This window comes from Planctomyces sp. SH-PL14 (assembly GCF_001610835.1).
GTDB lineage: Bacteria > Planctomycetota > Planctomycetia > Planctomycetales > Planctomycetaceae > Planctomyces_A.
In genome coordinates, this window is the sequence record NZ_CP011270.1 from 8,006,034 (window position 1) to 8,029,786 (window position 23,753).

The 23,753-nt window shown below is 65.7% G+C and carries 22 protein-coding genes; 13 read left to right on the forward strand and 9 right to left on the reverse strand.

Translation table 11 applies throughout. From position 1 onward, the window contains the following. Positions 1-670 precede the first annotated feature (670 nt). The 3 genes from VT03_RS30835 to VT03_RS30845 all read left to right on the forward strand — a co-directional run bounded on the left by VT03_RS30835 (position 671) and on the right by VT03_RS30845 (position 4,924). Positions 671-1,522: a bile acid:sodium symporter family protein gene (locus tag VT03_RS30835; protein WP_075096552.1), complete on the forward strand. Its 852-nt coding sequence runs from the start codon at positions 671-673 to the stop codon at positions 1,520-1,522. A 114-nt stretch (positions 1,523-1,636) separates the two neighbouring features. Continuing rightward, on the forward strand, positions 1,637-4,357 hold the full coding sequence (locus VT03_RS30840) for an MGH1-like glycoside hydrolase domain-containing protein (RefSeq protein ID WP_075096553.1): 2,721 nt from the start codon (positions 1,637-1,639) through the stop codon (positions 4,355-4,357). A gap of 303 nt (positions 4,358-4,660) precedes the next feature. Next, positions 4,661-4,924, forward strand: a complete 264-nt coding sequence (locus VT03_RS30845; protein WP_156514883.1) for a hypothetical protein — start codon at positions 4,661-4,663, stop codon at positions 4,922-4,924. Between the two features lie 138 nt (positions 4,925-5,062). On the opposite strand, the gene VT03_RS30850 is transcribed toward VT03_RS30845, so the two are convergent. From VT03_RS30850 to VT03_RS30865, 3 genes are all read right to left on the reverse strand, one after another. Further along, on the reverse strand, positions 5,063-5,260 hold the full coding sequence (locus VT03_RS30850; RefSeq protein WP_075096555.1) for a hypothetical protein: 198 nt from the start codon (positions 5,258-5,260) through the stop codon (positions 5,063-5,065). 271 nt (positions 5,261-5,531) lie between these two features. Next, complete coding sequence (locus VT03_RS30855; RefSeq protein ID WP_156514884.1) at positions 5,532-5,798, reverse strand: hypothetical protein; 267 nt, start codon at positions 5,796-5,798, stop codon at positions 5,532-5,534. Positions 5,799-6,310: 512 nt separating this feature from the next. After that, a complete protein-coding gene (locus VT03_RS30865; protein WP_075096558.1) occupies positions 6,311-7,720 on the reverse strand; it encodes a dihydrolipoyl dehydrogenase family protein in 1,410 nt (469 codons plus the stop codon). 439 nt (positions 7,721-8,159) lie between these two features. On the opposite strand from VT03_RS30865, the gene VT03_RS30870 reads away from it, so the two are divergent. Beyond that, on the forward strand, positions 8,160-8,633 hold the full coding sequence (locus tag VT03_RS30870) for a hypothetical protein (protein WP_156514885.1): 474 nt from the start codon (positions 8,160-8,162) through the stop codon (positions 8,631-8,633). Between the two features lie 165 nt (positions 8,634-8,798). On the opposite strand, the gene VT03_RS30875 is transcribed toward VT03_RS30870, so the two are convergent. Then, positions 8,799-9,125 (reverse strand): hypothetical protein, encoded by a 327-nt coding sequence (locus VT03_RS30875; RefSeq protein ID WP_156514886.1) that lies wholly within the window; start codon positions 9,123-9,125, stop codon positions 8,799-8,801. A 250-nt stretch (positions 9,126-9,375) separates the two neighbouring features. On the opposite strand from VT03_RS30875, the gene VT03_RS30880 reads away from it, so the two are divergent. Then, complete coding sequence (locus tag VT03_RS30880) at positions 9,376-9,717, forward strand: hypothetical protein (RefSeq protein WP_075096561.1); 342 nt, start codon at positions 9,376-9,378, stop codon at positions 9,715-9,717. A 268-nt stretch (positions 9,718-9,985) separates the two neighbouring features. On the opposite strand, the gene VT03_RS30885 is transcribed toward VT03_RS30880, so the two are convergent. The 4 genes from VT03_RS30885 to ilvA all read right to left on the reverse strand — a co-directional run bounded on the left by VT03_RS30885 (position 9,986) and on the right by ilvA (position 15,655). Beyond that, positions 9,986-10,798, reverse strand: a complete 813-nt coding sequence (locus VT03_RS30885; RefSeq protein WP_156514887.1) for a hypothetical protein — start codon at positions 10,796-10,798, stop codon at positions 9,986-9,988. A gap of 1,079 nt (positions 10,799-11,877) precedes the next feature. Then, complete coding sequence (locus VT03_RS30890) at positions 11,878-12,900, reverse strand: hypothetical protein (RefSeq protein ID WP_075096563.1); 1,023 nt, start codon at positions 12,898-12,900, stop codon at positions 11,878-11,880. A gap of 400 nt (positions 12,901-13,300) precedes the next feature. Beyond that, the gene (locus VT03_RS30895) at positions 13,301-13,651 is read right to left on the reverse strand and encodes a tRNA-binding protein (RefSeq protein WP_075096564.1); all 351 of its coding nucleotides are present in this window, start codon (positions 13,649-13,651) and stop codon (positions 13,301-13,303) included. Between the two features lie 495 nt (positions 13,652-14,146). After that, positions 14,147-15,655 carry a threonine ammonia-lyase, biosynthetic gene (gene ilvA / locus VT03_RS30900; protein ID WP_075096565.1) on the reverse strand — a complete coding sequence of 503 codons (1,509 nt, stop codon included), beginning with the start codon at positions 15,653-15,655 and terminating at the stop codon, positions 14,147-14,149. A 543-nt stretch (positions 15,656-16,198) separates the two neighbouring features. Here ilvA and VT03_RS34450 point away from each other — a divergent pair. The 5 genes from VT03_RS34450 (at position 16,199) to VT03_RS30925 (ending at position 19,234) form a co-directional block, all read left to right on the forward strand. Next, positions 16,199-16,525: a hypothetical protein gene (locus VT03_RS34450; RefSeq protein WP_075096566.1), complete on the forward strand. Its 327-nt coding sequence runs from the start codon at positions 16,199-16,201 to the stop codon at positions 16,523-16,525. Beyond that, positions 16,522-17,037: a TIGR02996 domain-containing protein gene (locus VT03_RS34455; protein ID WP_075096567.1), complete on the forward strand. Its 516-nt coding sequence runs from the start codon at positions 16,522-16,524 to the stop codon at positions 17,035-17,037. The genes VT03_RS34450 and VT03_RS34455 overlap by 4 nt, the downstream gene beginning before the upstream one ends. A 95-nt stretch (positions 17,038-17,132) precedes the next feature. After that, positions 17,133-17,549, forward strand: a complete 417-nt coding sequence (locus VT03_RS30915; protein WP_156514889.1) for a DUF6896 domain-containing protein — start codon at positions 17,133-17,135, stop codon at positions 17,547-17,549. A 247-nt stretch (positions 17,550-17,796) separates the two neighbouring features. Then, positions 17,797-18,183, forward strand: a complete 387-nt coding sequence (locus VT03_RS30920; RefSeq protein WP_075096569.1) for an Imm10 family immunity protein — start codon at positions 17,797-17,799, stop codon at positions 18,181-18,183. A 199-nt stretch (positions 18,184-18,382) separates the two neighbouring features. Next, the gene (locus VT03_RS30925; protein WP_075096570.1) at positions 18,383-19,234 is read left to right on the forward strand and encodes a hypothetical protein; all 852 of its coding nucleotides are present in this window, start codon (positions 18,383-18,385) and stop codon (positions 19,232-19,234) included. A 21-nt stretch (positions 19,235-19,255) separates the two neighbouring features. Here VT03_RS30925 and VT03_RS30930 read toward each other — a convergent pair whose 3' ends face one another. After that, the gene (locus VT03_RS30930) at positions 19,256-19,771 is read right to left on the reverse strand and encodes an SMI1/KNR4 family protein (protein ID WP_156514890.1); all 516 of its coding nucleotides are present in this window, start codon (positions 19,769-19,771) and stop codon (positions 19,256-19,258) included. A 258-nt stretch (positions 19,772-20,029) separates the two neighbouring features. Here VT03_RS30930 and VT03_RS30935 point away from each other — a divergent pair, with 258 nt between their 5' ends. From VT03_RS30935 to VT03_RS30945, 3 genes are all read left to right on the forward strand, one after another. Next, positions 20,030-22,207 carry a catalase gene (locus VT03_RS30935; protein WP_075097388.1) on the forward strand — a complete coding sequence of 726 codons (2,178 nt, stop codon included), beginning with the start codon at positions 20,030-20,032 and terminating at the stop codon, positions 22,205-22,207. Between the two features lie 10 nt (positions 22,208-22,217). Further along, positions 22,218-22,469: a hypothetical protein gene (locus VT03_RS30940; protein WP_075096572.1), complete on the forward strand. Its 252-nt coding sequence runs from the start codon at positions 22,218-22,220 to the stop codon at positions 22,467-22,469. Positions 22,470-22,577: 108 nt separating this feature from the next. Then, the gene (locus VT03_RS30945; RefSeq protein WP_075096573.1) at positions 22,578-23,750 is read left to right on the forward strand and encodes a zinc-dependent alcohol dehydrogenase; all 1,173 of its coding nucleotides are present in this window, start codon (positions 22,578-22,580) and stop codon (positions 23,748-23,750) included. The last annotated feature ends 3 nt before the right edge of the window (positions 23,751-23,753 follow it).

The window sequence follows — 23,753 nt, forward strand, 5'->3', positions numbered from 1 at the left end:
GACCGGTTCGGGGATCCCCTCGAGGGCGATGGCCCGGGCCTCTTCCTCGAGACGCAGGGCGTCGATCCGCTGAATGGTGGCGAAGGCCTGCCGGTAGGCTTCGGAGGCGCGGTGGGCGTTGTAGTGGAGCTCGCGAGAGACCCCCGCTTTGGCGGCGGCGATCCGGACGACGCCGTACGTCTGGTAGGCGGCGAGGAAGGCCTGTTGTTTTGCGGTGAGGGGTTGGGGCATGGCGCGGGTCCGAGGAGCGACTCCGCTCCATCGGCACGGCGGCGGTGCTGCCCGACAGGCCCGCGGAAAAACGGCTCCATTGTCAGGTTGGCCATCCCCGGGGGCGCGCCCGGCCGGACAGACGGGCGGGTGGTTGTCCCCTGATCGATCGGAGCGCCGAAAGGGAACCGGGGTTCGCCCCGCAACAGCGACGCGCGGCCGCAGACGAAGACACGGCCGGGAAGCGGCCCTCTGAGGACATCGAGGCGGCGCCCGGAGCTCCCTCCGGCTCCGAGCAACAGGGCCGCACAACGCGGTGGCCCTGGCCCCCGGCATCAGACGTGTCTGGTCGTCGAAAGCCCGCTTAGGCCGGTCGGGAGCGACTCTGGAAGCGGACAGGACGCCGGGATAAACTGCCGGCGTTGGGCGGGTGGTGGCATTGCTGAGTCTTGGGTCTGTCATGACAGTCACCCAATTCACGAACCTGATTGTCGCCGTCGCGCTGATCGAGATGATGATCACGATCGGACTGGGCGTGACCGTCGGCGAGTTGGCCGACGTGGCCCGGGACTGGCGCCTGACGGCCAAGGCGGCGTGGGGGAACTACGTCTGCGTCCCCGCCGCCACCCTGGCCCTGCTGCTGTGCCGGACGCCCCCCATGACGGCCGCGGGGTTCCTGATCCTGGCGGTCTGCCCCGGGGCTCCCTTCGGACCGCCGATCACGGCGATCGCCAAGGGAAACGTCGCGACCGCCGTCGGCCTGATGGTCCTGCTGGCGGGATCCTCCGCGATCCTGGCCCCCCTGCTCCTGGGCCTGCTCCTTCCCTTTGTGGCGGGCGATCAACAGTTGACCGTCAACCCGCTCGACATGGTGAGGACGCTCCTCGTCACGCAGTTGCTTCCCTTGTGCCTGGGGCTGGCGATCCGAAGCGCCCGCCCTCAACTGGCGGAGCGTCTGCTGAAGCCGGCCAACGCGGCCGGCAAGGTCCTGGTGCTGCTGGCCTGCGGTCTGATCGTCGGGACTCAGTCGGAGATTTTCCTGGGAATCCGCCCGGCGAGTGTCGTGGCGATGCTGGCACTGCTGGCCGCCAGCCTGGGGACCGGCTGGATCCTGGGAGGGCCGGGGCTGGCGAACCGGAAGGCCCTGACGCTGACCACCGCGCTCCGGAACGTGGGGGTCGGGCTCGTGATTGCGACCGGGAGCTTTGCGCGGACATCGGCCGTGACGGCCGTCGTGACCTACGCGGTGTTCGAGATTATCGGTTCATTGCTGCTGGCGATGTGGTGGGGCCGGCAGTCGCCGCGGACGTGAGTTCCGGGAAACGACTGCGGCCCACAGAGTGAGGCGATTCACCGTTCGGGCGGGGGCGACTCCGCTCGCGCGGACACCATTGATGTTCCTCTTCGAGTGCAAGGCAGGTGCAACATGACGGTCGAGCAAGAGCGATTGAAGGACGCGCGCGAACAGACAGCCCCGTGGAAGAAGTGGGGGCCCTATCTGTCTGAACGGCAGTGGGGAACGGTCCGCGAGGACTACAGCGAGAACGGGGACGCCTGGAACTTCTTCACACACGATCAGGCCCGCTCGCGGGCGTATCGCTGGGGGGAAGACGGCCTGGCCGGAATCTCGGATGACCAGCAGCAGCTCTGTTTTGCCCTGGCACTCTGGAACGGCCAGGACGCGATCCTCAAGGAGCGGCTGTTTGGACTCACGAACAGCGAGGGGAACCACGGCGAGGACGTGAAGGAGTACTACTTCTACCTGGACAGCACGCCGACCCACTCGTACATGAAGTACCTCTACAAGTATCCGCAGGCGGCCTTCCCGTATGCTGATCTGGTGGAGACGAACCGGGGCCGCAACCGGAATGAGATGGAGTACGAGCTCCTCGACACGGGAGTCTTCGGGGAAGACCGATACTTCGATGTCTTTGTGGAGTACGCGAAAGCCGGCCCCGAGGACATCCTGGTCAAGATCACGGCCGTCAACCGGGGCCCGGACGCGGCCGATCTCCATCTCCTGCCGACGCTCTGGTTCCGGAACGACTGGTCAAACTGGATTGCGGCATCCAACCGCGCCTCCGAGAAGCCGGAGCTCCGGTTGAGAGAATCCAAGGCGGGGACAAGCGCCGTCGCGGGACGACACCCGAGCGTGGGCGAATTCACGCTCTCCTGCGAGGGGGAGGCGCCGCTGCTCTTTACGGAGAACGAAACGAACCACGAGCGGCTCTTTCCCGGCCAGAAGAACGAGAGCCCGTACGTCAAGGACGGCATCAACAACTGCGTGGTGCAGGGCGATCAGGGCGCGGTCAATCCCCAGTCTCACGGGACCAAGGTCGCCGCCCACTACAAGGTCCGTCTGGACGCGGGACAGACCGCCGTGGTCCGCCTCCGGCTGACCTGCGGGGCCTCCGGCGGGATCGTCGAGCCGTTTGGCGAAGCGTACGAGCGGGTCTTCGCCCAGAGGCTGCGTGAGGCGGATGAATTCTATCGGGCCGTGACCCCGCCCTCCGTCAGCGCCGACGCGGCGAACGTGATGCGTCAGGCGCTGGCCGGGATGCTGTGGAGCAAGCAGTTCTTCTTCTTCGACGGAGACAACTGGCTGGACGAGCATCACTCGAACCCGCTGCATTCCGGCTATCGCGCCTCCCGGAACTCGGAGTGGTTCCACATGCTGAACAAGGACATCATCTCGATGCCCGACAAGTGGGAGTATCCCTGGTACGCGGCCTGGGACCTGGCGTTCCACACGCTGCCGCTCGCCATCGTCGATCCCGACTTTGCCAAGAAGCAGCTGCGGCTGATGCTCAAGGGGGTGTACCAGCACCCGAACGGGCAGCTTCCCGCTTACGAATGGAACTTCAGCGACGTGAACCCGCCCGTTCACGCCTGGGCCACGCTGTTCCTGCATCGCACCGCACAAGCCCTGGGACGGGAAACGGACACGGAGTTCCTCCGCGGGGCGTTCAACAAGCTGACGTTGAACTTCACCTGGTGGACGAACCGGAAGGACCGCTTCGGCAAGAATGTCTTCGAGGGGGGATTCCTCGGCCTCGACAACATCGGCGTGTTCGACCGCAGCGCCCCGCTCCCCACCGGCGGCTACCTCGAACAGGCGGACGGCACGGCCTGGATGGCTCTCTTCAGCCAGAACATGGTGGAACTGGCGGTGGAGCTGGCGGTGGACGATCCCGTGTATGAGGACATGGTCCTCAAGTTCGTCGAGCAGTTCTACTACATCGCGGCGGCGATGAACCGGCCGGGAGCCGAAGGGATGTGGGACGAGGAGGACGGCTTCTACTACGACCTCCTGCGACTCCCCGACGGCACCGCCACGCGGCTCAAGGTCCGTTCCCTGGTGGGGCTGCTGCCGCTGTGCGCCACGACGGTGATCGAGCCCTGGCAGCGGGAACGCATTCCGCGGGCGATGACCGGGCTGATGGAACGCCTGCGGCGCATCCCGGAACTCGCGAAGGCCATGCATCCCACCGGCCCCGGCCACCTGGGGGTCAAGGACCGAGGGATCCTCGCCATCCTGAATCCGGATCGACTGCGCCGCATCCTCACGAAGATGCTCGACGAGAACGAGTTCCTGGGCCCCTACGGCATCCGCTCCATCTCGAAGTTTCACGAGCAGCATCCATACGTCTTTTATGCGAACGGGCAGGAATACCGCGTCGATTACCTCCCCGCGGAGTCGAACACCGGCATGTTCGGCGGCAATTCCAACTGGCGGGGCCCCGTCTGGATGCCGGTCAACGCGATGATCATCCGCGCCCTGCTGCAGTACTACCTCTACTACGGGGACAACTTCCAGATCGAGTGCCCGACTGGTTCGGGAAAGATGATGAACCTGTACCAGGTGAGCCAGGAGCTGTCCGACCGGCTTACCCGGACCTTCCTCCGCAACGAACAGGGGCGGCGTCCGGTGTACGGCGGCACGGAGAAGTTCCAGTCCGATCCCCACTGGCGCGACTACCTGCAGTTCTTCGAGTACTTCCACGCCGACAACGGGGCGGGACTCGGAGCCAGCCACCAGACCGGCTGGACGGGCCTCGTTGCCAAGTTCATCGAACTCTTCGGTCTTCTGGATGCGAAGCGGGCGCTGGAGGGGGGCAAGATGACCGCCTTCCGTAAAGCGACATAGGGGCGTTGAGTCTTCGAAACGCCCGCTGCGAGACCGCGCGGGCATGGAAGAGACGCCTGGAGTTCTCTCCTGCTGCAAGGCGCGCATGGCCACGAACGCTGTGGCCATGCCCCCCTGCCGTTCGGGCGGGGACCACTTTGCGGGCAACCCCCACGCCGACGACCGCGGAGAATGGACGGTCCGGGCGAGAAACCGGAATCCATGGTGGCAGACAATGACAATGACAATGACAATGACAATGACTCGTTGAACGCCCGGCGAACCTCGTGCGGGGCCATCGACGTCCGACGTTCGAGGCCAGCCATGGACGAGATGCCGGATAAGGAGTTGCGATTCTCTCACCGGATGAAGAGAGACAGTGCCAGCCTGGCGGTCCGTTGGCGGTCGACGCTGGACTCGATGGATGCGATCCACGACCGGCTCGCGGACCTGTTGGAGAGAGCCTCCGTCCGCGTCCTGGAGACAGACGCGGTCGTCTACGCGATCGACCAGTTTCTCAAAGAGCAGGCGATCGATCGAGATCGACGGGGGGCCGGGAAGGATGCCCGCGGCTCGAAGGGGGCATGAAAGCGTGGCGCCGGGGGAGGCCGGGTGGCATGCCCACGGGTCTTCACGGGCATCGAGGAGACGGCCGGAGCCCTCGATGCTCCGAGGAACAGGGCCATACACAGCGACGGCCAGGCTCCCCTCCCCTCCCGGCGAGACTCAACGGTCCGCGAAGTCCAGGGGGGAGAGCTGTCGCCACTCCCGGGCCCCGGTCGGGTTGATCACCCAGCAGCCTCGAAGGAGTTTCTGCCCCGACTCATTCACGACCATGTCATCGCCTCCCGCCGCGATGGAGAGATGTCCCTGCTCGACGAGCAGCCAGAACGCCGCGCGGTCGGTCCCTTTCAGACGAAGCATTCCCCGCAATGAGATCGGCGCCACCCAGAGTCGCTCAAGCACACGCCACTGGGAATCGAACACGGCCACTGGAAACATCTCCGCCCCCGTTGCTGCGAATCGTTCGCAAGGGCGCGACGCAACAAGCGTTCCCCGGCGGCCCGATGCGAGTGCCCGGTTTTGCGGCGCGCGGGCACGCGAGACGGGCTCCGGACGAGGGGTTGCCGCGGGCAGCAACTTCGCATCAGCCGCGGCGAACCGCGCGACCCCGAGAGGCTTCGGGATGGGCGACTTACCCCAGCGCCGAACGCGGGATCGCCACGCCGCCGGGATAGATGATCCGGATTCTGGCCGTCGCGACCCGCCAGCCGGCGGAGGTCAGGGCCATGGTCCCTTCGCCGACATGCACCCAGCCCCGGGCAATGAGATGCCCCAGCATCAGCTGACCGACTGCCCCCGGCGGAAGATTGCACCCGCCGCCACCACGGACGGCTTCGGCGAAGACATCCCACTCGAGCTGGGAGATCACCAGGTCATCACGCTGTGGAGGAACATTCACGCCGCACACGGTAACCAAACCGCTGCGCGATTCCCACAAGATTCGGGCATCCGTCCGCTCAGTGAGCCGGATCGTCCCCTGCTGCGTCCGGGCCGTCTCTCCCCGTTTGCCGGTCGTTCTGTTCAGGGTGCTGCGTTTCAGAGCGGGCCCTGGTCCGCCGGTGCCTCGTCCAGCTCAGGGCATAGGCCCGCAGGTTCTGAGCTTCGGGCTCCATTTCTCGCAACCGGTGCTGCAGGACGAACGACAGGTGGCGGAGCCGTTCAGATTCCGCCATCAGCTCCCGATTTGTCGGATCCGGGGGACTCTCCAACGTCGACGCTCCAACCGCAACGCAAAACCTGGGCGACATACCGGGGATTCACCTTGCCGACACCCGGTCTTTCTCCAGTTGTAGCAACGTCCGCGACGGCATCCCAGCAGAGCTTGTGGGTGTACGCCGGCCGGGACCGCCGCACCCTGCGAGACTCAGCCCGCCCTGCGAGACTGTCGGCCGACACCGTTGAGCGGCCGGCTCAATGCGAGAGCATTTTCCGGATGTCGGCCGAGAACGTGGGGTACGCGTACTGAGTGGACTGCAGGTTGTCCGCGGTGAGGTCGAACCGCATCGCGAGGGCGAAGAGGTTGATCGTCTCGTCCGCGTCGGGGCCGAGGAGGTGCGCGCCGAGAATGCGGCCGGTCCCCTTCTCGACGAGGATCTTGTAGCCCGCGACACCGGCGTTCACTTTGCGGTTCGTGGTCCAAGTCGTCGAGTCGTCCGTCCGGACTTCGAACGAGAGTCCACGGGAGGCGGCCTCGTGTTCCGTCAGGCCGATGGCGGCGAGGGGCGGGACGGTGAAGACGACACGCGGCACCGGCCCGTAGTGGGGCCGGCTGTCCCGGCCGTCGATGAGAGTCCGGGCGATCGCGGCTCCCTGTTCATCCGCGACGGGAGTGAGCTTCGGCTGGCCTGTCGCCGCGCAGTCGCCGGCGGCGAAGACGTGCGGGTTGGAGACGCTCCGCAGCGCGTCGGTCACCGTGATTCCCTCCGCTTCGGACTCGACGCCGGCCGCTTCGAGGTCGAGATCCCGCAAGGCGGGGGTTCGGCCCGCGCCGTGGACGATGAGGTCTGCCTGATATGAGACCGTCTGATACGGGACAGTCTGATACGGGACAGTCTGATTCGGTTCGGCTTTGCGACCGCGACGGGCCGTGAGGAGCAGCGCGCCGTCGCTGTCGCGGTGGAGGCCTTTCGGCTCCGTGTCGAGTTCCACGGCGATGCCGATCGAGCGGGTGTGGGCGACGAGGCGATCGACGAGGTCGGGTTCGAAGCTCTTCAGCGGCCGCTCGCCGCGATGGACGATGGTGACGCGGGCGCCGGCCCGGGCGGCGACGTGGGCGAACTCGAAGGAGATGTATCCGCCCCCCAGGAAGAGGACGCGGGGGGGAAGCTGCGGGACGGTCAGGAAGTCGTCGCTGGAGGTGACGAGTTCGGCTCCGGGGAACGTGAGCGGGGCGGGTTCGGCGCCGGTCGCGACGACGATGGCCGGGGCCTGGAGTCGGTGGTCTCCGGCGGCGATGGTGGTTGGTCCGAGGAAGCGGGCGGTCTCTTCGAGGACGTGGATTCCTTTGGAGGTGAACTTGGAGAGGGCGCGGGGGGAGACGGGCTGGACGAACTCCCGGGTGAAGTCGATGAGGCGGGGCCAGGGGATGCGGCCTGCTTCGACATCGATCAGTCGGGACTGGTTGCGCTGGACGGCGTCCTGGAGGGCAGCGGCGTGGACGAGGACTTTTTTGGGATTGCAGCCGCGGAGGGCGCAGTTGCCGCCGACGCCGTGGGGTTCGATCATGGCGACGGAGCGGCCGGCTTCGGCGGAGCGTGCGGCGACTTGTCCGGCGGCGGGTCCTGTTCCGAGGACGATGATGTCGAAGGATTGGGGGGGCACGGATGCTCTCGATGCGCGGCGCGATGTCGGGTGAGAGGGTGTTGCCGGTGCAAGTTCCAAGCCATTTGAGCACAGCGGGCCAAGCAACAGTTGCTGGCCGGGTCCAGGGGCACCCTGGTGGGGGATGCAAGGGGGTCACACCCCCTTGCCCGCCGGAGGCCCGTCTCGTCTCGACCTATCTGAAGGAGCGAGTGTCCAAGTGCGGACACCGTGCCGTATGCCCCCCCACCAACCCGCGCGGACTCCAGAGCGAGCGGCCTGGTGTGAGGGAGTCCTCAACGCCCGCGATACAGAGCGGACCCCTGTTCGAGCTAACCGTTGATGGCCGAGCTGGGAAACCGACATGACCACGGAGACAATTCCGCGAGTCGCACCACAGATCCCGTCCTCCGGAGCGAGGAGATCGTAAACGCCATCGAGGAGTCATTGAGGAAGCAGGATGAATGCCGACTGGACATCATTCGAAGCACGACTGAGAGCCCACCCCGCTGGCGTTCATCAATTCCAGCCGTCAGCGATCGCGACGTGTCTTGAGCGAGCCACGAGCCGAGTCGGCGCTCTCCCGAGTTTCTGTGAAGCGATGCTGTCGAGTACAAACGGCATCGAGTTGTTCATCAACGGCGGGCCGTTCGCCACACTCTTTGGCGTGTCACCGGCGACGCCCGTCAGCCCTCTGGAGTGGGCCCCGGACTGGTACATCGACGCCTTCACACCAACCTGGCGGAAGGCGAGGAACGGCGGCACAGACGTCGTGACCGGCGTCACTTGTTACGGCACGTTGTTTGTCTTCAGAACCCGCCAGACCGTTCAGGAATGGGACACCCAGGCGGGGGACTGGTACAGCGAGGAGGGGCCCGTGGATGAATGGCTGGAACGCCTTATCGTTGAAGGCGAGGAGTTCATGAAAGCGTGAGCAACCTGGTCATGATCCGCAGCGGGGCGTAGCTCAAACGGTAGCATGTCCGTGGCTTTGCACGGTCACGCGGAAGCCCCAAAGCTCCCGACTCCCGCTCCGAAGAACATAGGCACACAGAGCTCTGGCCATCCCCCCGTCGAGCTCGACGAGCGGCCGCTCGTCTTACTGCCGGGGGAAGTCTTCCGTCGCGACGGGCGAGGGGAGCCGTCGGATCTTTGTGGCGGTGGCGGCGACCACGCCGATCCGGGCCGAGCCGGGGCGACTCGGGAAATAGCGGGCGGAGATGCCCGGGGCGATTTCCCGGAGGCCGTCGACGTCGATGTCGACCGCGACTCCGAGCGATCCCGGGGGCTTCCGGATCAGCGTCGCTCCGATCGTCCGAACCTCGGCCAGCGTGAAGACGATCGTGTCGTCGACAATGAAAGATTGCCCGGTCGCTCGGCTGATCACGAGCATGCTGTGCGGCGGAGGTTCTGGTATCAGGGACATGCCGCACGTTTTGGCGGTTTTGTCCCTCGCCTTCAACGGGGTTCTCTTAAATTCGATCTGTCTTAATGATGCTTCCTGTCCCTGAAAGTGACATGAATAATGTGGTATTATAAGACCAAGGTTGTGTGGGATGCCCACGGCTCCGCACGGGCATGGAGGAGAGGCGTAGAACTCCCCTGCTGATCCAGGGAACTTGGCTACACAAAGCTGTGCTCATGCCGCCCGGCCGAAGGCGATCTCAGAGGTTCCCGTGAATATCATCGCGGACATCGGGATCCTGGTCGGGGTTCCTCTGGCGTTGTTTCTGGGCCGTCGAGCCGTGTGCTGCGTGATCTGTGACGGAGACCGCAAGAGGGGGGCGAGGCTGGGCTCCCTGTTTCTTTTGAGCTATCTGTGGGGCATGGTCTCGGTTGCCGAGATCTTCGGAGCCGCCGGCGACCTGACACAGACCTTGATGGTTGGAATTCCCGTTCAAGCCGCGGGACATGGAGCGATCGAGGCCTTCCAAATCTGGACCGCCCGGAAAAGAGAACAGCGCCCGGACCTGCCGCCGACCGGTATCAGAACGGACGCAGGGTGCGTTGAGTCTTGAAACGTGCCGTGACGGCGGCACGCATGCCGGTGCGTTTCACAAAGCCTCAACGCACCCGGCCAGACTCACCGCACCCTACGAGACTCGTGTGACACCATGGGACGACTGCGGAACCGTGAGACGACCGCGGGACTGCCCCGCCCGGCTCCCGATTCCGGCCGGCCAAAGGCGGCCAGCAGGGCTCCCACCCGATAGGCTCCCCGCGGGCCCCCACTGGCCCGGACGGGCTCGCCATCGGCCTGCCGGCCGCGCGGCGGGACACACAGACTTAGTTCCCGCTCTTCGCGTCCGCGAGGTCCTTTTCGCCGCGGATCGTGCTGCAGACGAAGCGGACCATTTCCTTGTAGTGGTCCTCGACATCCTTATCGACGACGAACGCCGCGCCGGCCATCTGCTCCGGACCGGACTCAAAGACGCCGACCGCGAAGACGACTTCCGCTCCCGACTTCATCGACGTCCCGGTGCCGGTCACGACCAGTGCGCCCCGCTCCGTCTCCGTCGGTTCGTCGTACTGGATGTCCCGGAGCGACTTCGCGAGGCCCTCTTTCGCCTTGGCGATCCCGGCCTGCTTGTCTTTGACCCCGTCGAGCAGGACGGCGATCGACCAGCCCTGGCCGTCCGACGTGACCGCCGTGACGTGGCGGTCGTCGGCCTTCTGGTTCCAGCCCGCCGGGAAGGTGATCCCGAGAGCGGGCTTGCCCCCCTTGCGGAGGATGGTCTCGGTCGGGTCATCGCTCTTTGCTGCCGCGGCCGGGGTCAGGACCTGCGGCGGGGACTCGGCGAAGTTCGAGTGCGGCGTGCCGCGGTACTGCGCCGTGGTCTGGTACTGCGTCCGGGACTGGGTTTCGTTACTGACGGCGTTGCGCTGCTCCGCCGACTGGACGACCGTGCGGGTCGCCCCCGCGACGACGCCGATCTTGGCTCCCTTCTGGGCGCCCGACTCTCCTCCGGCGAGCCCTCCGACCATCGCCCCCCGGACTCCGCTGCTGACCGCCCCCCCTCCTCCGCGGCGCTGGGCGTGCGCCGAACCGGCCAGGAGGGCCAGCGTCATTGTCGAAACGGCAACCATTCGAAAAGTCATGATGGCATCTCCCGGCTCTCCGTGAGCCGCTCCATCGGTTTCGCCGAATCCGGGAGACGCCCCGGAGCCGGGATGGGATCTGTCGATATCGCGATCGCGGAACGCATCGCCAGCGGCACGGGCTCCACCCGACCTCGCCGGTCCCTCCTCTGTCCGGATAGGGCCGGCCGCTCAACAGACGGGAGATGCCCTGCAGACGGGCGCCCCTCCAGTGGCGAAAGCATCCACGCCATCCGCGATTCCGCGGAAACACGGCCTCAGGGCCGATGACACTCACAGAGACCGCTGCGGCCGCTCCGTAGCGCAGGCTGCGAACGGTCTGACCACACCCGTCTGACCATGTGGAGGCGTGGCTGGACCGTTGCAGCCTGCGAACCCGACCCTGTGGGCAGGTGGCTGTGCGTTATCGCACAGACCCACGCCATTCACGGGTTGTTCTATGTGCTATAACGAATGAATTCCGCCGCACGACAAAGAAACAGAGCGGCGTGGCAGACGGGACGTTTCCGGCACAAACGTCCCGTCGACCGAACGATCACGCTTGCCGGATCACCCATTCCCGCAAGGGACACATCCATCGTAAGCAAAGTGAAACAAAGTCTGTCGACGGATCGCGAGACGATCCGGAGATGGGCACTTGGCCTGCGAATCTGCAGGCCCGCGAAGCCTCTCACCCTTCGATGCACTCTGAAGTCAATCGGCACCCGCCCGGCAACTTCGGGCAGATCGCGTAGCCAATCCCAAGTGTCACGCAAGCCTGTCGGGATGGTACATTTGCTTTTTCGCCGCTGCAAGAAATTTCGCGCAGATTCGTCGCCGACGGATTCGCTCAGGCGGCTTTCCTGCGGCGGACGATGTCGCACGGCGGGCCAGTATCGTCGATTAACAAGAATAACCCCGCGTCCGAGGCTTCGTTTAATAGCCTGCGCCAACAAGTCATTAACAAGAATGACGCCGGGTGCGTTGAGGCTTTGAAACGCAACGGGACCGCGGTACGAAGGCGGGCGCGTTTCGCAAAGCCTCAACGCACCCGGGAAGACTGCGTCGGCGGATCGACAGCGGGAGCGGCGGCGGGCCGATCACCACGCTTTGACGATGGCGGTCTGCATCTGGTAGTCGAACGGCTGGCTGCTCCGCACCGCCTGGAATTCCCAGTAGTGCAGGAAGTACCAGTTGCCGGCGATCTGGAACCGCGTCCCCGGACCGATGCCGACGTTCCCCTGGCCAGTCCCTTCAATGGGGACGCTGACGTTGCAGTTCAGATAGAACACCAGGTCGCCGAGCGGAACGTCGTGCTGCGTGAGGTAGCGGCCGACCGCCAGGTCGCCGTTGAACGTGGTCTGCGCGGTGGTCTGATTGACCGGCACGTTGATCCCGGTACCGCCCCGCACCACCCAGGCTCCGCCGGGATTGCTCCAGAACGAGTACCGGGGAAAGACGGCCGACACGCCGCCGCCGGTGAGCGGCGTCCCCGTCGGAATGGTCGCGCCGATCGTGATGAGCTGCGTGAAGGACTTGGTCTCGGAAAGCAGGAACGAGCCCGCGACCCGCAGGTCCCCGAAGTCGGCGCGATAACCCTGCGTCGGATCGTCGGTCCCGTTGGCGTTGACCAGCGGGGCGTCAAAGAAGACTTCGAACCGCCGGTTGATCGGCAGGAACGCCGTGAAGTTGCTGTTGTATCCGTTTCCGCCGAACGACTTGTTCAGGTTGTGCTGGTAGCCGCCGCTGACGAGCCACAACCGGTAGAAGAGCCCCTCGAAGGACCCCAGCCACCCATGCCGCGGCGTGAGTCCGGATTCCCCTGCCGGACCGCCGACCCACGCTTCGTCCCAGCCCTCGCTGAAGAAGGTGTCGAGCGTCAGCGGAGTCCAGCACCGCAGGGAGGTGTCGCCGAAGATCGAGTCGCAGGCGACGCTGCAGAAGGTCTTCTCAATGTCCGCCGAGTCGCAGCAGCCCGGCGAGCACTCCGGGCCGAAGACGACGGACGGACTGGTCAACTGGTCGACGGCCGCTTCGGTCTCCGCCGGCTGCGACACCTCGGTCGTCAGCGGAGGATCGGAGAGAAACAGGTCCTCTCCCCGGGCGACCCCCGTGAGCGCCAAGAGGGACGCCCAGCATGTTGCGGCCGCACCGCGGCGAAGAAGAGACGGGCCTCCTGCCATCAGATCACCTTCAGATTCGATCGAGCGCGTTACTCAGCGGTTGTCAGGAGAGGCGTCCCCTATCGCCCTCCGGAAGAATTCATCCACATTCTGTGATATCGGCATGTCGGATTCTCCGGGCTGAATCAGGGAAGCAGGCCCGAAACCGGCCGCGGCGACGACGACCGTTGACCTAACTCCAACAGAATCAATGAGGTTACGGTGACTTCGCCGATTGAAGGCTGTCCGGAAGAATCTTTCGATCCCCGACCACGCTAAGTAAGACAACCGCGACAAACGGCAAAGCCGACCCGATCCGCGAAGGCTCCCGTTCCCCTGGCCCGCCCCCACACCGGCAATCTCATACCAGTCGCGCCCCGTTGGGGACGGGTCGCTCGGGCTGGGCGAGGACGATGGCTCCCTCGGCGTCGGCGAAGCCGGTGACGAGGACTTCGGAGATGAAGGGGCCGATCTGCTTCCGGGGGAAGTTCACGACGCCGAGGATCTGCCGGCCGACGAGTTCCTCAGGGCGGTAGTGGACGGTGATCTGGGCCGAGGACTTCCGCAGGCCGATCTCCGGGCCGAAGTCGATGGTGAGCTTGTAGGCGGGACGCCGGGCCTGGGGGAACTCTTCTACGGCCGTGATGGTGCCGACGCGGAGCTCCACCCGCAGGAAGTCGTCCCAGGTGATTTCCGTGGAGTCATCGGCCATGGTGAGCAGGTCCTCTCTTGATGGGGGAAAACGAAGCGGTCGTCACAGGCTTTCCAGGAGCGTTCTGGCGATCGCTTTGGCTTCGGTGACGCACGCGCTGCCCCCTTCCAGACCGGCGCGGACGATACGAATGATGGTGCGTTTCGCAAAGCCTCGACGCACCCTGCCTGGCTCCCTCACGATACTCCGCTGGCTTTGGAAGCCCCGCGGGTTGGTGTGGGGGCATCCGGCACGGCGCCCGCGTTTGGACACGCTCTCCTTCAGACATCTCTCGACGGCCAGGCCTCCGGCGGGCAAAGGGGCCTTGCCCCTCTGCACTCCCCACCAGGGGCCAGCCCCTGGACCCCGGTTAGCCAGCGATGTTGAACTGGAAATCGGCCCCCGGAAGGCCAAGGGCCACTTCCAACGTTCACTCGTAAACCGTCCTCGCCGACTCGGCTCCCTTAGCTCAATCCCATCGCTCCACGGCCACCCGGTCCAGCGGGACGCTGGTGGTTAGCGGAGGAACAGCCGGTAGGCGCGGTTGTTGGTTTCTTCGGTGCAGGGATAACCGAGCGTGTCCAGGAAGCTCTGGAACTCCTTGTTCTCACTCTCCGGGACCTGGATCCCCACCAGGATCCGGCCGTAGTCCGCCCCCTGGTTCCGGTAATGGAACAGGCTGATGTTCCAGTCCGGATGCATCCGCGACAGGAATCGCATCAGGGCTCCCGGCCGCTCGGGGAACTGCACCCGGAAGAGCCGCTCGTCCTGGGCCAGGCCGCTGCGGCCTCCCACCATGTACCGCAGATGCTCCTTGGACAAGTCGTCGTCCACCAGGTCGACCGCGGCGAACCCTTCCTGATGAAGGCTTTCGGCGATCGCCAGTCCTTCCGCGCGGTTCGAGGTGGTCAGGCCGACCAGGACGTGGGCCTCGCGGGCGTCGGAGATGCGGTAGCTGAACTCGGTCACGCTGCGCTGGCCGATCGTCTGGCAGAGGCGGCGGAAGCTGCCCCGCTCTTCGGGGATCGTCACCGCCAGGAGGGCTTCCCGCTCTTCGCCGGTCTCGGCCCGCTCGGCGATGAACCGGAGGCGGTCGAAGTTCATGTTCGCGCCGCAGGTGATCGCCACCAGGTCCTTCCCGGCGAGGTTGTGCCGGGCGACGTAGCTCTTGAGCCCCGCGACGCTCAACGCGCCGGCCGGCTCCAGGATGCTGCGGGTGTCCTCGAAGACGTCCTTGATGGCGGCGCAGACGCTGTCGGTATCGACGGTGACGAAGTCGTCGACGAGTTCCCGCGTCATGCGGAAGGTTTCTTCGCCGACGCGTTTGACCGCGGTGCCATCGGAGAAGAGGCCGACGTCGGTCAGCTCGACCCGTTTCCCTTCGCGGACGGAGCGGATCATGGCGTCGGAGTCGACCATCTGGACGCCGATGACCTGGATCTCCGGCCGGACGGCCTTGATGTAGGCCGCGACGCCGGAGATCAGGCCGCCGCCGCCGATGGCGATGAAGACGGCGTGGATGGGGCGTTGCCGCTGCCGCAGGATCTCCATCCCGATCGTCCCCTGTCCGGCGATGACGTCCGGGTCGTCAAAGGGGTGGACGAAGACGTAGCCGTGCTGCCGCTCCAGTTCGAGGGCGTGGGCGTAGGCGTCGGAGTAGGACTCGCCCGCCAAGACGACTTCGCCGCCGAGGGTGCGGACTGCGTCGGACTTGAGGAGGGGGGTCGTGACCGGCATGACAATGACCGCCCGGCAGCCGAGGCGGCGGGCGCTGAGGGCGACCCCCTGGGCGTGGTTCCCGGCGGAGGCACAGACGACGCCGCGTTCCCGCTGTTCGGGGGTGAGGCGGACCATCTTGTTGTAGGCGCCGCGGAGCTTGAAGCTGAAGACGGGCTGGGTGTCTTCGCGTTTGAGCCAGATCGAGTTTCCGAGCCGGTGTGAGAGTTTGGCGGCGAGGTCGAGGGGGGATTCGACGGCGACGTCGTAGACGCGGGCGTTGAGGATGCGTTGGAGGTAGTCGAGCACGAGTGGTCATTTCCTTGGGTGCTCGACGGTCGGGACATTCCCGGTCGAGCGAGGGACATCTTAGTGAGTCTCGTGCATCAGGGGGTGGAGTCGTGCCAACGAAAGAACCGGGTCCAGGGGCACCCTGGTCAGGGGGTGCAGGGGGCAGAATGCCCTTGCCCGCCGGAGGCCTGTCTCGTCGGGAGATTTCTGAAGGAGTGAGTGTCCAAGCGCGGACACCGTGCCGGATGCCCCCTAATCAATCCGCGGGGACTCCAAAGCGAGCGGTGTGGGGTGAGGGAGTTCTCATGCCCGGCCCAACAAAGCGGACATCGGTTCTGTTCCACGGTTCGGAGCGAAGGGCCTCCGGCGGGACAACAACGCCTTCGACGAACCGGACCGGTACACTGTGTGTCAACCGCGAGAAGGAGTTGGGCGGCACGCGGCCGTTCTGTTCCGTGTCGCTCAGTCTCCGGCGGACGTTGGGAAGTGAGTTCGCGACATCTGGCCGGGCCGGGCCCGTCGGATTCCCGTTATCGGACGAGAGAGGACGAGGCAGAAGCCATGGAGAAGGGCCCCGAGCTTGGCCAACCGATTGTCGATGGAGACCGGCGGCGGGATGCCATCCACATCGCCGTTGCCCCGGTCATGGCGGTGGACCGGCTGACTCCGGGACAGCATGTCGGGCTGGTCGAAGAAGGGGATCTGGAGCGCGTCGGCCTCTGCGATCGGAATATCGGCATCGTCGATCCGTTCCTTGGAGCGGCGGTCGAGCCGGGGCAGCGGTTCTGGCTGTTCCTCTACCCGGGGACGGTCACGGGATTGCGGCACATCTGGACGCATCCGGCGTTCACGAGCGCCGCCGCAGTCGCCAGGGAGGCTCGGCGATGAGCGAGTACGACGAATTCCTGCAGGCCCTGGCAAAGAACGAAGACGACACGACCCTCCGTCTGGTCTTCGCCGACTGGCTGGACGAACGGGGAGAGCACGAGGAGGCAGATCGTCAGCGGAGGTGGCCCGCGGCGAAGGCATGGTTCCAGCGGTTCTGCCACGAACACAATCCGCCACTCCCGTCCGACACGGACGTGCGACGCATTTCGCCTGAGGAACTGGTCGAGCTGGGGCGCGATGCCATTCGGGGGATTCTCTCGAGCGGGCAGTACATTCACCCGGAAGAGAGTCTCCGGCAGATGCTGGTCTGCGGATGGGACGCGCTGGAGCGGTCCAGGCTGGTCAAACCCTCCGAGGAGTGGGAGTTCGATCTCCTTTTCGGAAATCACGAGGCGATGCGACACGCGATTGCGGAGAACGTCTACGACTTCTGGAAGAACTGGTCTATTGTCACCGGCGTCCCGCTTCCCCCGCGCGTTGCAGAGAAAAGCCGGTTCTACTGCAGTTGTTGAGCGGACACGACGAATGTGAGCGGCCCTCCGAAAGTGCGACTTGGCGACCTGGACCATGTCGTCTCTTGGGGAACGGATGCGATCGGGAGAACGGGATGATCCCTCGTGATATTCACCAGCTGATTCGTGAATACTCGGCCGAGGTCGCGGAAGCGTTCCGGGAACTTCGCGCAACCTACCCGTCCGTCGAGATCCGGCCGTTGAATCGGACGATCCCCCGCCGGGGAACTCTGCCATCCGGGCGCACTTACTCGTTCCATGGAATCGGATGCCTCTTCGAATTGCAGGATGTGGTGGTCGACATGGACTTTGGTCCCGACGGTCGCATCGATGGATTTGACGCCTGGCGGCTGAACCTGTTTGCGGAGAGTCGCGATCAGCCCGAGTGGACCCTGGAGGCCCTTGGAAACGCCCTCGCAGAGCTTCTTCGCGATGGCAAAGTCGTGAGGCTGACCTCGGCCCTGGCGAGCCATCTCTACTTTCCCGCCAACGAGGAGTCCCCGTCTGTGTGATGCGCGGCCCCCGAAAACTGACAGCGAGCCTCGAGTTCTCCCTACAGAGCAACTCCACATGCTCCTCTTTGATCCAGCGCAGGAGGCCGCCGACTTAGCAGACCGCGTCGTGCCCCTGCTGGACGGAGAAGAACGAGTTTGTCACGAGTGCGGGTGCGTTCCGCAGAACCTCCACGCCCTCGACAAGACGTTCGGTGGCGGGAAACTATGAATCCCGAGACGGTCCAAGGCCTGGGAGACGATCGCAGTGCGGTTTACGGCATCCTGCATCACCTGGCAGAACGAGGACGGCGTGGCCCTGCTGGGCTTCGCCGATGACGAGTTCAATACGACCCGGTACCTGCTGCTGCAGCGGACACTTGAGCCGGACCCGCAGGATTGCGGCCTCGGTCACGACCGCGTCTACATCGAACTGAACGACCAGTCGCGGTCGGCCTATGGCCAAGTCGAGGAAGTCCGGCTTCGAAAGCCGGGTGTGACGTTCCGGTTTGACCCGACGACCGCGGCGGCGGTTTCGAGCGGCGAGAGCGTCGCGATTGCGATCGATGTGACTGTGCGGAGACTCGAAGAGATGGCCGAACAACTTCGCCTGCTGATCGGACAGGACCGGGTCCACGCGACGCTGAACGACTGAACGCCCGCCTTCGCTCGGCGCAGTCTTTCCGTTCGTCCTCCGCTCGGGACGTTCATCAGGAGTTGCCGCTCTCCCTCGTTCCGAGGAACATGCCCGCACCAGATTGCGGCCCCCCGGGGCGCTGGCCCGTTTCCGAGCGGACGGCTCCGGACCGGACTGACTCCGTCTGCGTCCTTCCCCCTCTTGAGACCTCCGCCCCATGAACACTCCGGGTTTTGTCGACGCCAGCGGGCATCCTCTGCTGCGGTCGTCGATTGTCGGTTTCCTTGATCTCATGGGCTTCTCCCAGGCGATCCAGAGCGCCGTTGTGCCCGCGGATGCGCAGCGGCTCGTGGATCGCATCGTCGGGGCCCTGAACGACGCCCGCGAGTACGTCCGGCGGAGCCTGGCCGGGGACTTCGCGACCCTGCCGGGCGGCTGGGCGGTCAAGTTCTTCAGCGACAACCTCGTCGTCGGCTATCCGTTCGAGGGACCGGACGCGGCCGTGATGGCGGCCCGGTTCATCATCGCCTGTTCCCAGCGGTATCAGCTGCGGATGGCGGTGAACGGGTTCTTCGTCCGCGGGGCCCTGACCGAGGGACCGCTGTGCCTGACGGACGACATCATCTTCGGCTCGGGGCTGCTGGAGTGCTATCACCTGGAATCGCGGACCTCGATCGTTCCGCGGGTGATCCTGGCGGAGCCGCTCCGGCGGCTGGTCGCCGGAGCCATGGAGCGGACGGAGGGCCCGCCGCACGGGTTCGGCACGTCGGTCTGTCGCGATATCGACGGGTGGTGGTTCGTGAACTACCTCGAGGCGGCCCGTGAAGAGGGGCGCGTCGACTGGTCGCTCATTGCCGCCCACAAGCAGGCGATCCTGGACTCCCTCGCCGGCGTCAAGCGGCACGACGTGCTGCCGAAGTACGGCTGGGCCTGCCGTTACCACAACATGTTCTGCCACTGGCATCGCGATGCGGCCGGCTACTCCGACCAGTACCGGATCGAACGGGCGGACGAGTCCTCCGTGATCGACCGCATCGGCGAAGTCGCCGACCTGCGGGAGACCGTCTGACCGCCTCCGCGCCGCGCTCGATCAGTCCCAGTCCCGACAGCCGAGCCTGACGAAATCGAGCAGGGTCGGGAACGCCGTTTCCAGCTCGCCCAGCTCGTGATCGAGCTTGACCACCTCACCCGTCCGGAAGCCGGCGACGTCCTCCGCACAGACGCCGTACACATCGGCGAAGCCGTTCTCCTGGTAGAAGAAGACGACCTTCCGCAGGTCCGACTCGGGGGGAAGCGGGTTGCCGCACGTGCGGAAGTAGCGGGGGACGTGAACAGCCATGTGCTCTACGTCGAGGTAGGCGATGTCGGGATCGCTGGCGACGTCCGGATCATCGGCGTGACTGCGGCTCTCCTCGCTGGTGACCCACACCCCGTTGAACTCGGACAGCAGCTCCCGGACCTCCCGCGGCAGCCGCTGGCCGAGTTCCGCTTCGGCGTGGTCGAGCTGCTCCTCGCTCGCCGGAGGGCCGAACGTGTACTCAAAGCCGAACTCGACGTCCAAAGGGGATGGCCGGCCGTGCTGGAACGCCTCTCGCCACTTTCCCATGTTCTGACCCCGTCTCGCCCCAGAAGCCCACCATCGATCAAAGGCATTTTCGATCACGGGACCGCTTGCCTGCAATGCCGCTGACGGCCGCGATCGTTCCTCGCCGAAGCGCCTCCGGCGGCCAGGGGGGTGTCTGGTTTTCCGGGGCCCGGGACCTCCGATCGACGAAGCGGATTCGCGGGCATCGATTGTGCATCGGGCCGCCGGGGAAGCTGCCGCCGCGCAGTGCTCGCGATGAAACTGCCCCTGGAGTCTCCGATGGCCAAACGGTCTTCTCGTGGTGATTCGAGTTCCAAGTCCCGGAAGTCAGCCAAGATTGAGGACCTGGAGGGGGACGTCGAAGTGGGAACGGGGGAGCGTCTCACGAGCAACCAAGGGGTCCCGATCAATGACGATCACAACTCCCTGAAGGCGGGCGACCGCGGACCGACCCTGCTGGAAGATTTCCTGCTCCGGGAGAAGATCACGCACTTCGACCACGAGCGGATTCCCGAACGGGTGGTCCACGCCCGCGGCAGCGGAGCCCACGGCTACTTCGAACTCAGCGAGTCGCTGTCGGACTACAGCCGGGCCGCCTTCCTGCAGGAGCCCGGAAAGCGGACGCCGGTCTTCGTGCGGTTCTCGACGGTCGCCGGGTCCCGTGGATCGAGCGATCTGGCCCGCGACGTCCGGGGCTTCGCGATCAAGTTCTATACGGAGGAGGGGAACTTCGACCTCGTCGGGAACAACATGCCGGTGTTCTTCATCCAGGACGCGATGAAGTTCCCCGACCTGATCCACGCGGTGAAGCCCGAGCCGCACAACGAGATCCCGCAGGCGGCGAGCGCTCACGACACGTTCTGGGACTTCATCTCCCTGACCCCGGAATCGGCCCACATGATCATGTGGGTCATGTCGGACCGGGCCATTCCCCGCAGCCTGCGGATGATGGAGGGCTTCGGCGTCCATACCTTCCGGCTGGTGAACGCCGACGGGAAGTCGCACTTCGTCAAGTGGCACCTCAAGCCGGCCCTGGGGCTCAAGTCGGTCCTGTGGGACGAGGCCCTGCGGATCTCCGGGGCCGACCCCGATTTTCACCGCCGCGACCTGTGGGAAGCGATCGAGACCGGGAACTTTCCCGAGTGGGAGGTGGGGATCCAGATCGTCCCTGAAGAAGACGAGCGGAAGTTCGACTTCGACCTCCTCGACCCGACGAAGATCATCCCCGAGGAGCTGGTCCCGGTGACGCCGATCGGGAAGCTCGTCCTGGACCGGAACCCGGACAACTTCTTTGCCGAGGTGGAACAGGTCGCGTTCCATATCGGGCACGTCGTGCCGGGGATCGACTTCACGAACGACCCGCTCCTGCAGGGGCGGCTCTTCTCCTACACGGACACGCAGCTCATCCGGCTCGGCGGCCCCAACTTCCATGAGATCCCGATCAACCGCCCGATCGCCCCGCTGCACAACAACCAACGGGATGGCGTCATGCGGCAGATGATCAACCGCGGCCGGACCGCCTACGACCCGAACACGCTGGCCGACGGGGCCCCGCGGCAGGCGACCGCGGCGGAAGGGGGCTTTACCTCGTACCCCGAGCGGATCGCCGCGGCGAAGGTCCGGGCCCGCAGCCCGAGCTTCACCGACCACTTCACACAGGCGGCGATGTTCTTCCACAGCCAGTCGGAGATCGAGCAGCGACACATCGTCAACGCCCTGCGGTTCGAGCTCGGCAAGTGCGAGAGCGAGGCGGTCCGGACGCGGATGGTCTACGTCCTGTCGCAGATCGACGACGGCCTGGCGAACGACGTCGCGACCGGCCTGGGGCTCAAGGTCCCGAAGAAGATCGACGGCCCGCTGAACGCCAACGTCGGGGCCGACACCGACCCCCGGCGGCTCCAGCCGAAGAAGTTCACCGGCACCCCGCACGACTCGCCACCGCTCAGCATCGTTCGCTCGGCCAAGCCGGGAATGGAGACCGCCAAGGTCGCGATCCTCGTCGCCGACGGTTTCGAAGCGGCGGACGTTCAGGCGCTCCGCCAGGCGATCGAGTCCGCGGGGGGGATGGCCAAGATCGTCGCGCCGCACGGCGGGACGGTGGCGAGCGCCGAGGGGGACGCGCTTCCGGTCGATTTCAGCCTGCCGACCGTCGCGTCGGTCCTGTTCGACGCCGTCTGCGTTGCGGGGGGAGAGAACACGGTGGCCGTCCTGGGGGCGGATAACCGCGCGGTCGAGTTCGTCGAGGAGGCGTTCAAGCACTGCAAGGCAATCGCGGCCGTGGGGACCGGCGTGGAGTTCCTGAACGGGACGCGAGTGCAGAAGGGGATCGAGGGGGGTGACCCGGCGGTCGTGACCGGTTCCGAGGGAGCGGCGAAGAAGGTGGCGAAGGGGTTCGTCGAACAGGCGAGCCAGCACCGGAATTGGGACCGGGAACTCCAGACCCTGCCGAACGGGTAACCGGCCAGCCATGCCATCCCTCGACTGGATCCAGTGGCCGGCGATGTTGAGTACCGCCTCGGGAGCGTATCTGACGGCGTCGACCTCAGGTCGCCGACGGGCGATCGGCTTCTGGATCTTCCTCTTGAGCAATGTCCTGTGGGCCGTCTGGGGCTGGGCGATGTCGGCCCCGGCCACGGTCTGCCTGCAGGTCATCCTGGCGGTGCTCAACGTCCGCGGGGCGGGAAAGAGCGAGGACGAGGAGGTCGAGGGGAAGTCGTGACGCACGGCCTCCGCGGGCGGCCGCGCGGGGAACGGGACATGCTGCGGTCCGGGAACCGGTGCCGCGGAGAGGACGGTCCGGCGGTCACCGGTTTCCAGGAGCGCTCGAATGAAAGCTTTGTGCTGGCACGGAAAGAACGACGTTCGAATCGACACGGTTCCCGACCCCCGGATCGAGAACCCTCGCGACGCGATCATCCGCGTGACGGCGACCGCCATCTGCGGAAGCGATCTGCACCTGCTGGACGGCTACATGCCGACGATGGAATCGGGCGACATCCTGGGCCACGAGTTCATGGGGGAGGTCGTCGAAGTCGGCCCCGGCGTGCCGAACCTCCGCACGGGAGACCGGGTCGTGGTCCCCTTCACGATGGCCTGCGGAAGCTGCTTCTTCTGCCAGCGAGAGCTCTATTCCTGCTGCGACAACTCCAATCCGAACGCCAGGCTGGCCGAGAAGGCGATGGGGCACTCGCCCAGCGGCCTCTTCGGATACTCGCACATGCTCGGAGGTTTCGCCGGCGGCCAGGCAGAATACGTCCGCGTCCCGTTTGCCGACGTCGGCCCCTGGAAGGTCCCGCTGGGTATCCCCGATGAGAAGGTGCTGTTCCTGAGCGATATCTTTCCGACCGGCTACATGGCGGCCGAGAACGCCGAGATCGAACCGGGCGACACGGTCGCCGTCTGGGGATGCGGCCCGGTCGGCCAGTTCTGCATCCGCAGCGCCTGGATGCTGGGCGCCCAGCGCGTCATCGCCATCGATCGCGTTCCGGAGCGGCTGCGTCTGGCGGAAACCTTCGGCCGGGCGGAGACGATCGATTTCTCCAAGGTGAGCGTCTACGACACGCTGCAGGAGCTGACCGGGGGCCGCGGGCCGGATCGCTGCATCGACGCGGTCGGAGCCGAGGCGCACGCCTGGGGGACCTTCGACTCCGTCGTCGACGCGGCGAAGGCCAAAGTCGGCCTGGGGACCGACCGGCCGCACGTCGTTCGAGAGGCGATGATGTGCTGCCGGAAGGGGGGGACGATCTCGATGCCGGGAGTCTATCTCGGCTTCCTGGACAAGATCCCGTTCGGCGCCTTCGTGAATAAGGGGCTGACGCTGAAGACGGGACAGACGCACGTGCACCGCTACTTCAAGCCCCTCATGGAACGGATCGAGAGCGGCGAGATCGATCCGTCCGAGATCATCACGCACCGCGCCCGGCTCGCCGAGGCGCCGGAGCTCTATCGCAAGTTCCGCGACAAGACGGACGGCTGCATCAAGGTCGTCATGACGCCGTGATCG

Excerpts from the sequence above, each read along its gene's own strand:
- VT03_RS30835 (WP_075096552.1), top strand. The coding sequence starts at position 671 with ATGACAGTCACCCAATTCACGAACCTGATTGTCGCCGTCGCGCTGATC.
- VT03_RS30840 (WP_075096553.1), top strand. The coding sequence starts at position 1,637 with ATGACGGTCGAGCAAGAGCGATTGAAGGACGCGCGCGAACAGACAGCC.
- VT03_RS30845 (WP_156514883.1), top strand. The coding sequence starts at position 4,661 with ATGGACGAGATGCCGGATAAGGAGTTGCGATTCTCTCACCGGATGAAG.
- VT03_RS30850 (WP_075096555.1), bottom strand. The coding sequence starts at position 5,260 with ATGCTTCGTCTGAAAGGGACCGACCGCGCGGCGTTCTGGCTGCTCGTC.
- VT03_RS30870 (WP_156514885.1), top strand. The coding sequence starts at position 8,160 with ATGAATGCCGACTGGACATCATTCGAAGCACGACTGAGAGCCCACCCC.
- VT03_RS30875 (WP_156514886.1), bottom strand. The coding sequence starts at position 9,125 with ATGTCCCTGATACCAGAACCTCCGCCGCACAGCATGCTCGTGATCAGC.
- VT03_RS30885 (WP_156514887.1), bottom strand. The coding sequence starts at position 10,798 with ATGACTTTTCGAATGGTTGCCGTTTCGACAATGACGCTGGCCCTCCTG.
- VT03_RS30895 (WP_075096564.1), bottom strand. The coding sequence starts at position 13,651 with ATGGCCGATGACTCCACGGAAATCACCTGGGACGACTTCCTGCGGGTG.
- VT03_RS34450 (WP_075096566.1), top strand. The coding sequence starts at position 16,199 with ATGGAGAAGGGCCCCGAGCTTGGCCAACCGATTGTCGATGGAGACCGG.
- VT03_RS34455 (WP_075096567.1), top strand. The coding sequence starts at position 16,522 with ATGAGCGAGTACGACGAATTCCTGCAGGCCCTGGCAAAGAACGAAGAC.
- VT03_RS30915 (WP_156514889.1), top strand. The coding sequence starts at position 17,133 with ATGATCCCTCGTGATATTCACCAGCTGATTCGTGAATACTCGGCCGAG.
- VT03_RS30925 (WP_075096570.1), top strand. The coding sequence starts at position 18,383 with ATGAACACTCCGGGTTTTGTCGACGCCAGCGGGCATCCTCTGCTGCGG.
- VT03_RS30930 (WP_156514890.1), bottom strand. The coding sequence starts at position 19,771 with ATGGGAAAGTGGCGAGAGGCGTTCCAGCACGGCCGGCCATCCCCTTTG.
- VT03_RS30935 (WP_075097388.1), top strand. The coding sequence starts at position 20,030 with ATGGCCAAACGGTCTTCTCGTGGTGATTCGAGTTCCAAGTCCCGGAAG.
- VT03_RS30940 (WP_075096572.1), top strand. The coding sequence starts at position 22,218 with ATGCCATCCCTCGACTGGATCCAGTGGCCGGCGATGTTGAGTACCGCC.
- VT03_RS30945 (WP_075096573.1), top strand. The coding sequence starts at position 22,578 with ATGAAAGCTTTGTGCTGGCACGGAAAGAACGACGTTCGAATCGACACG.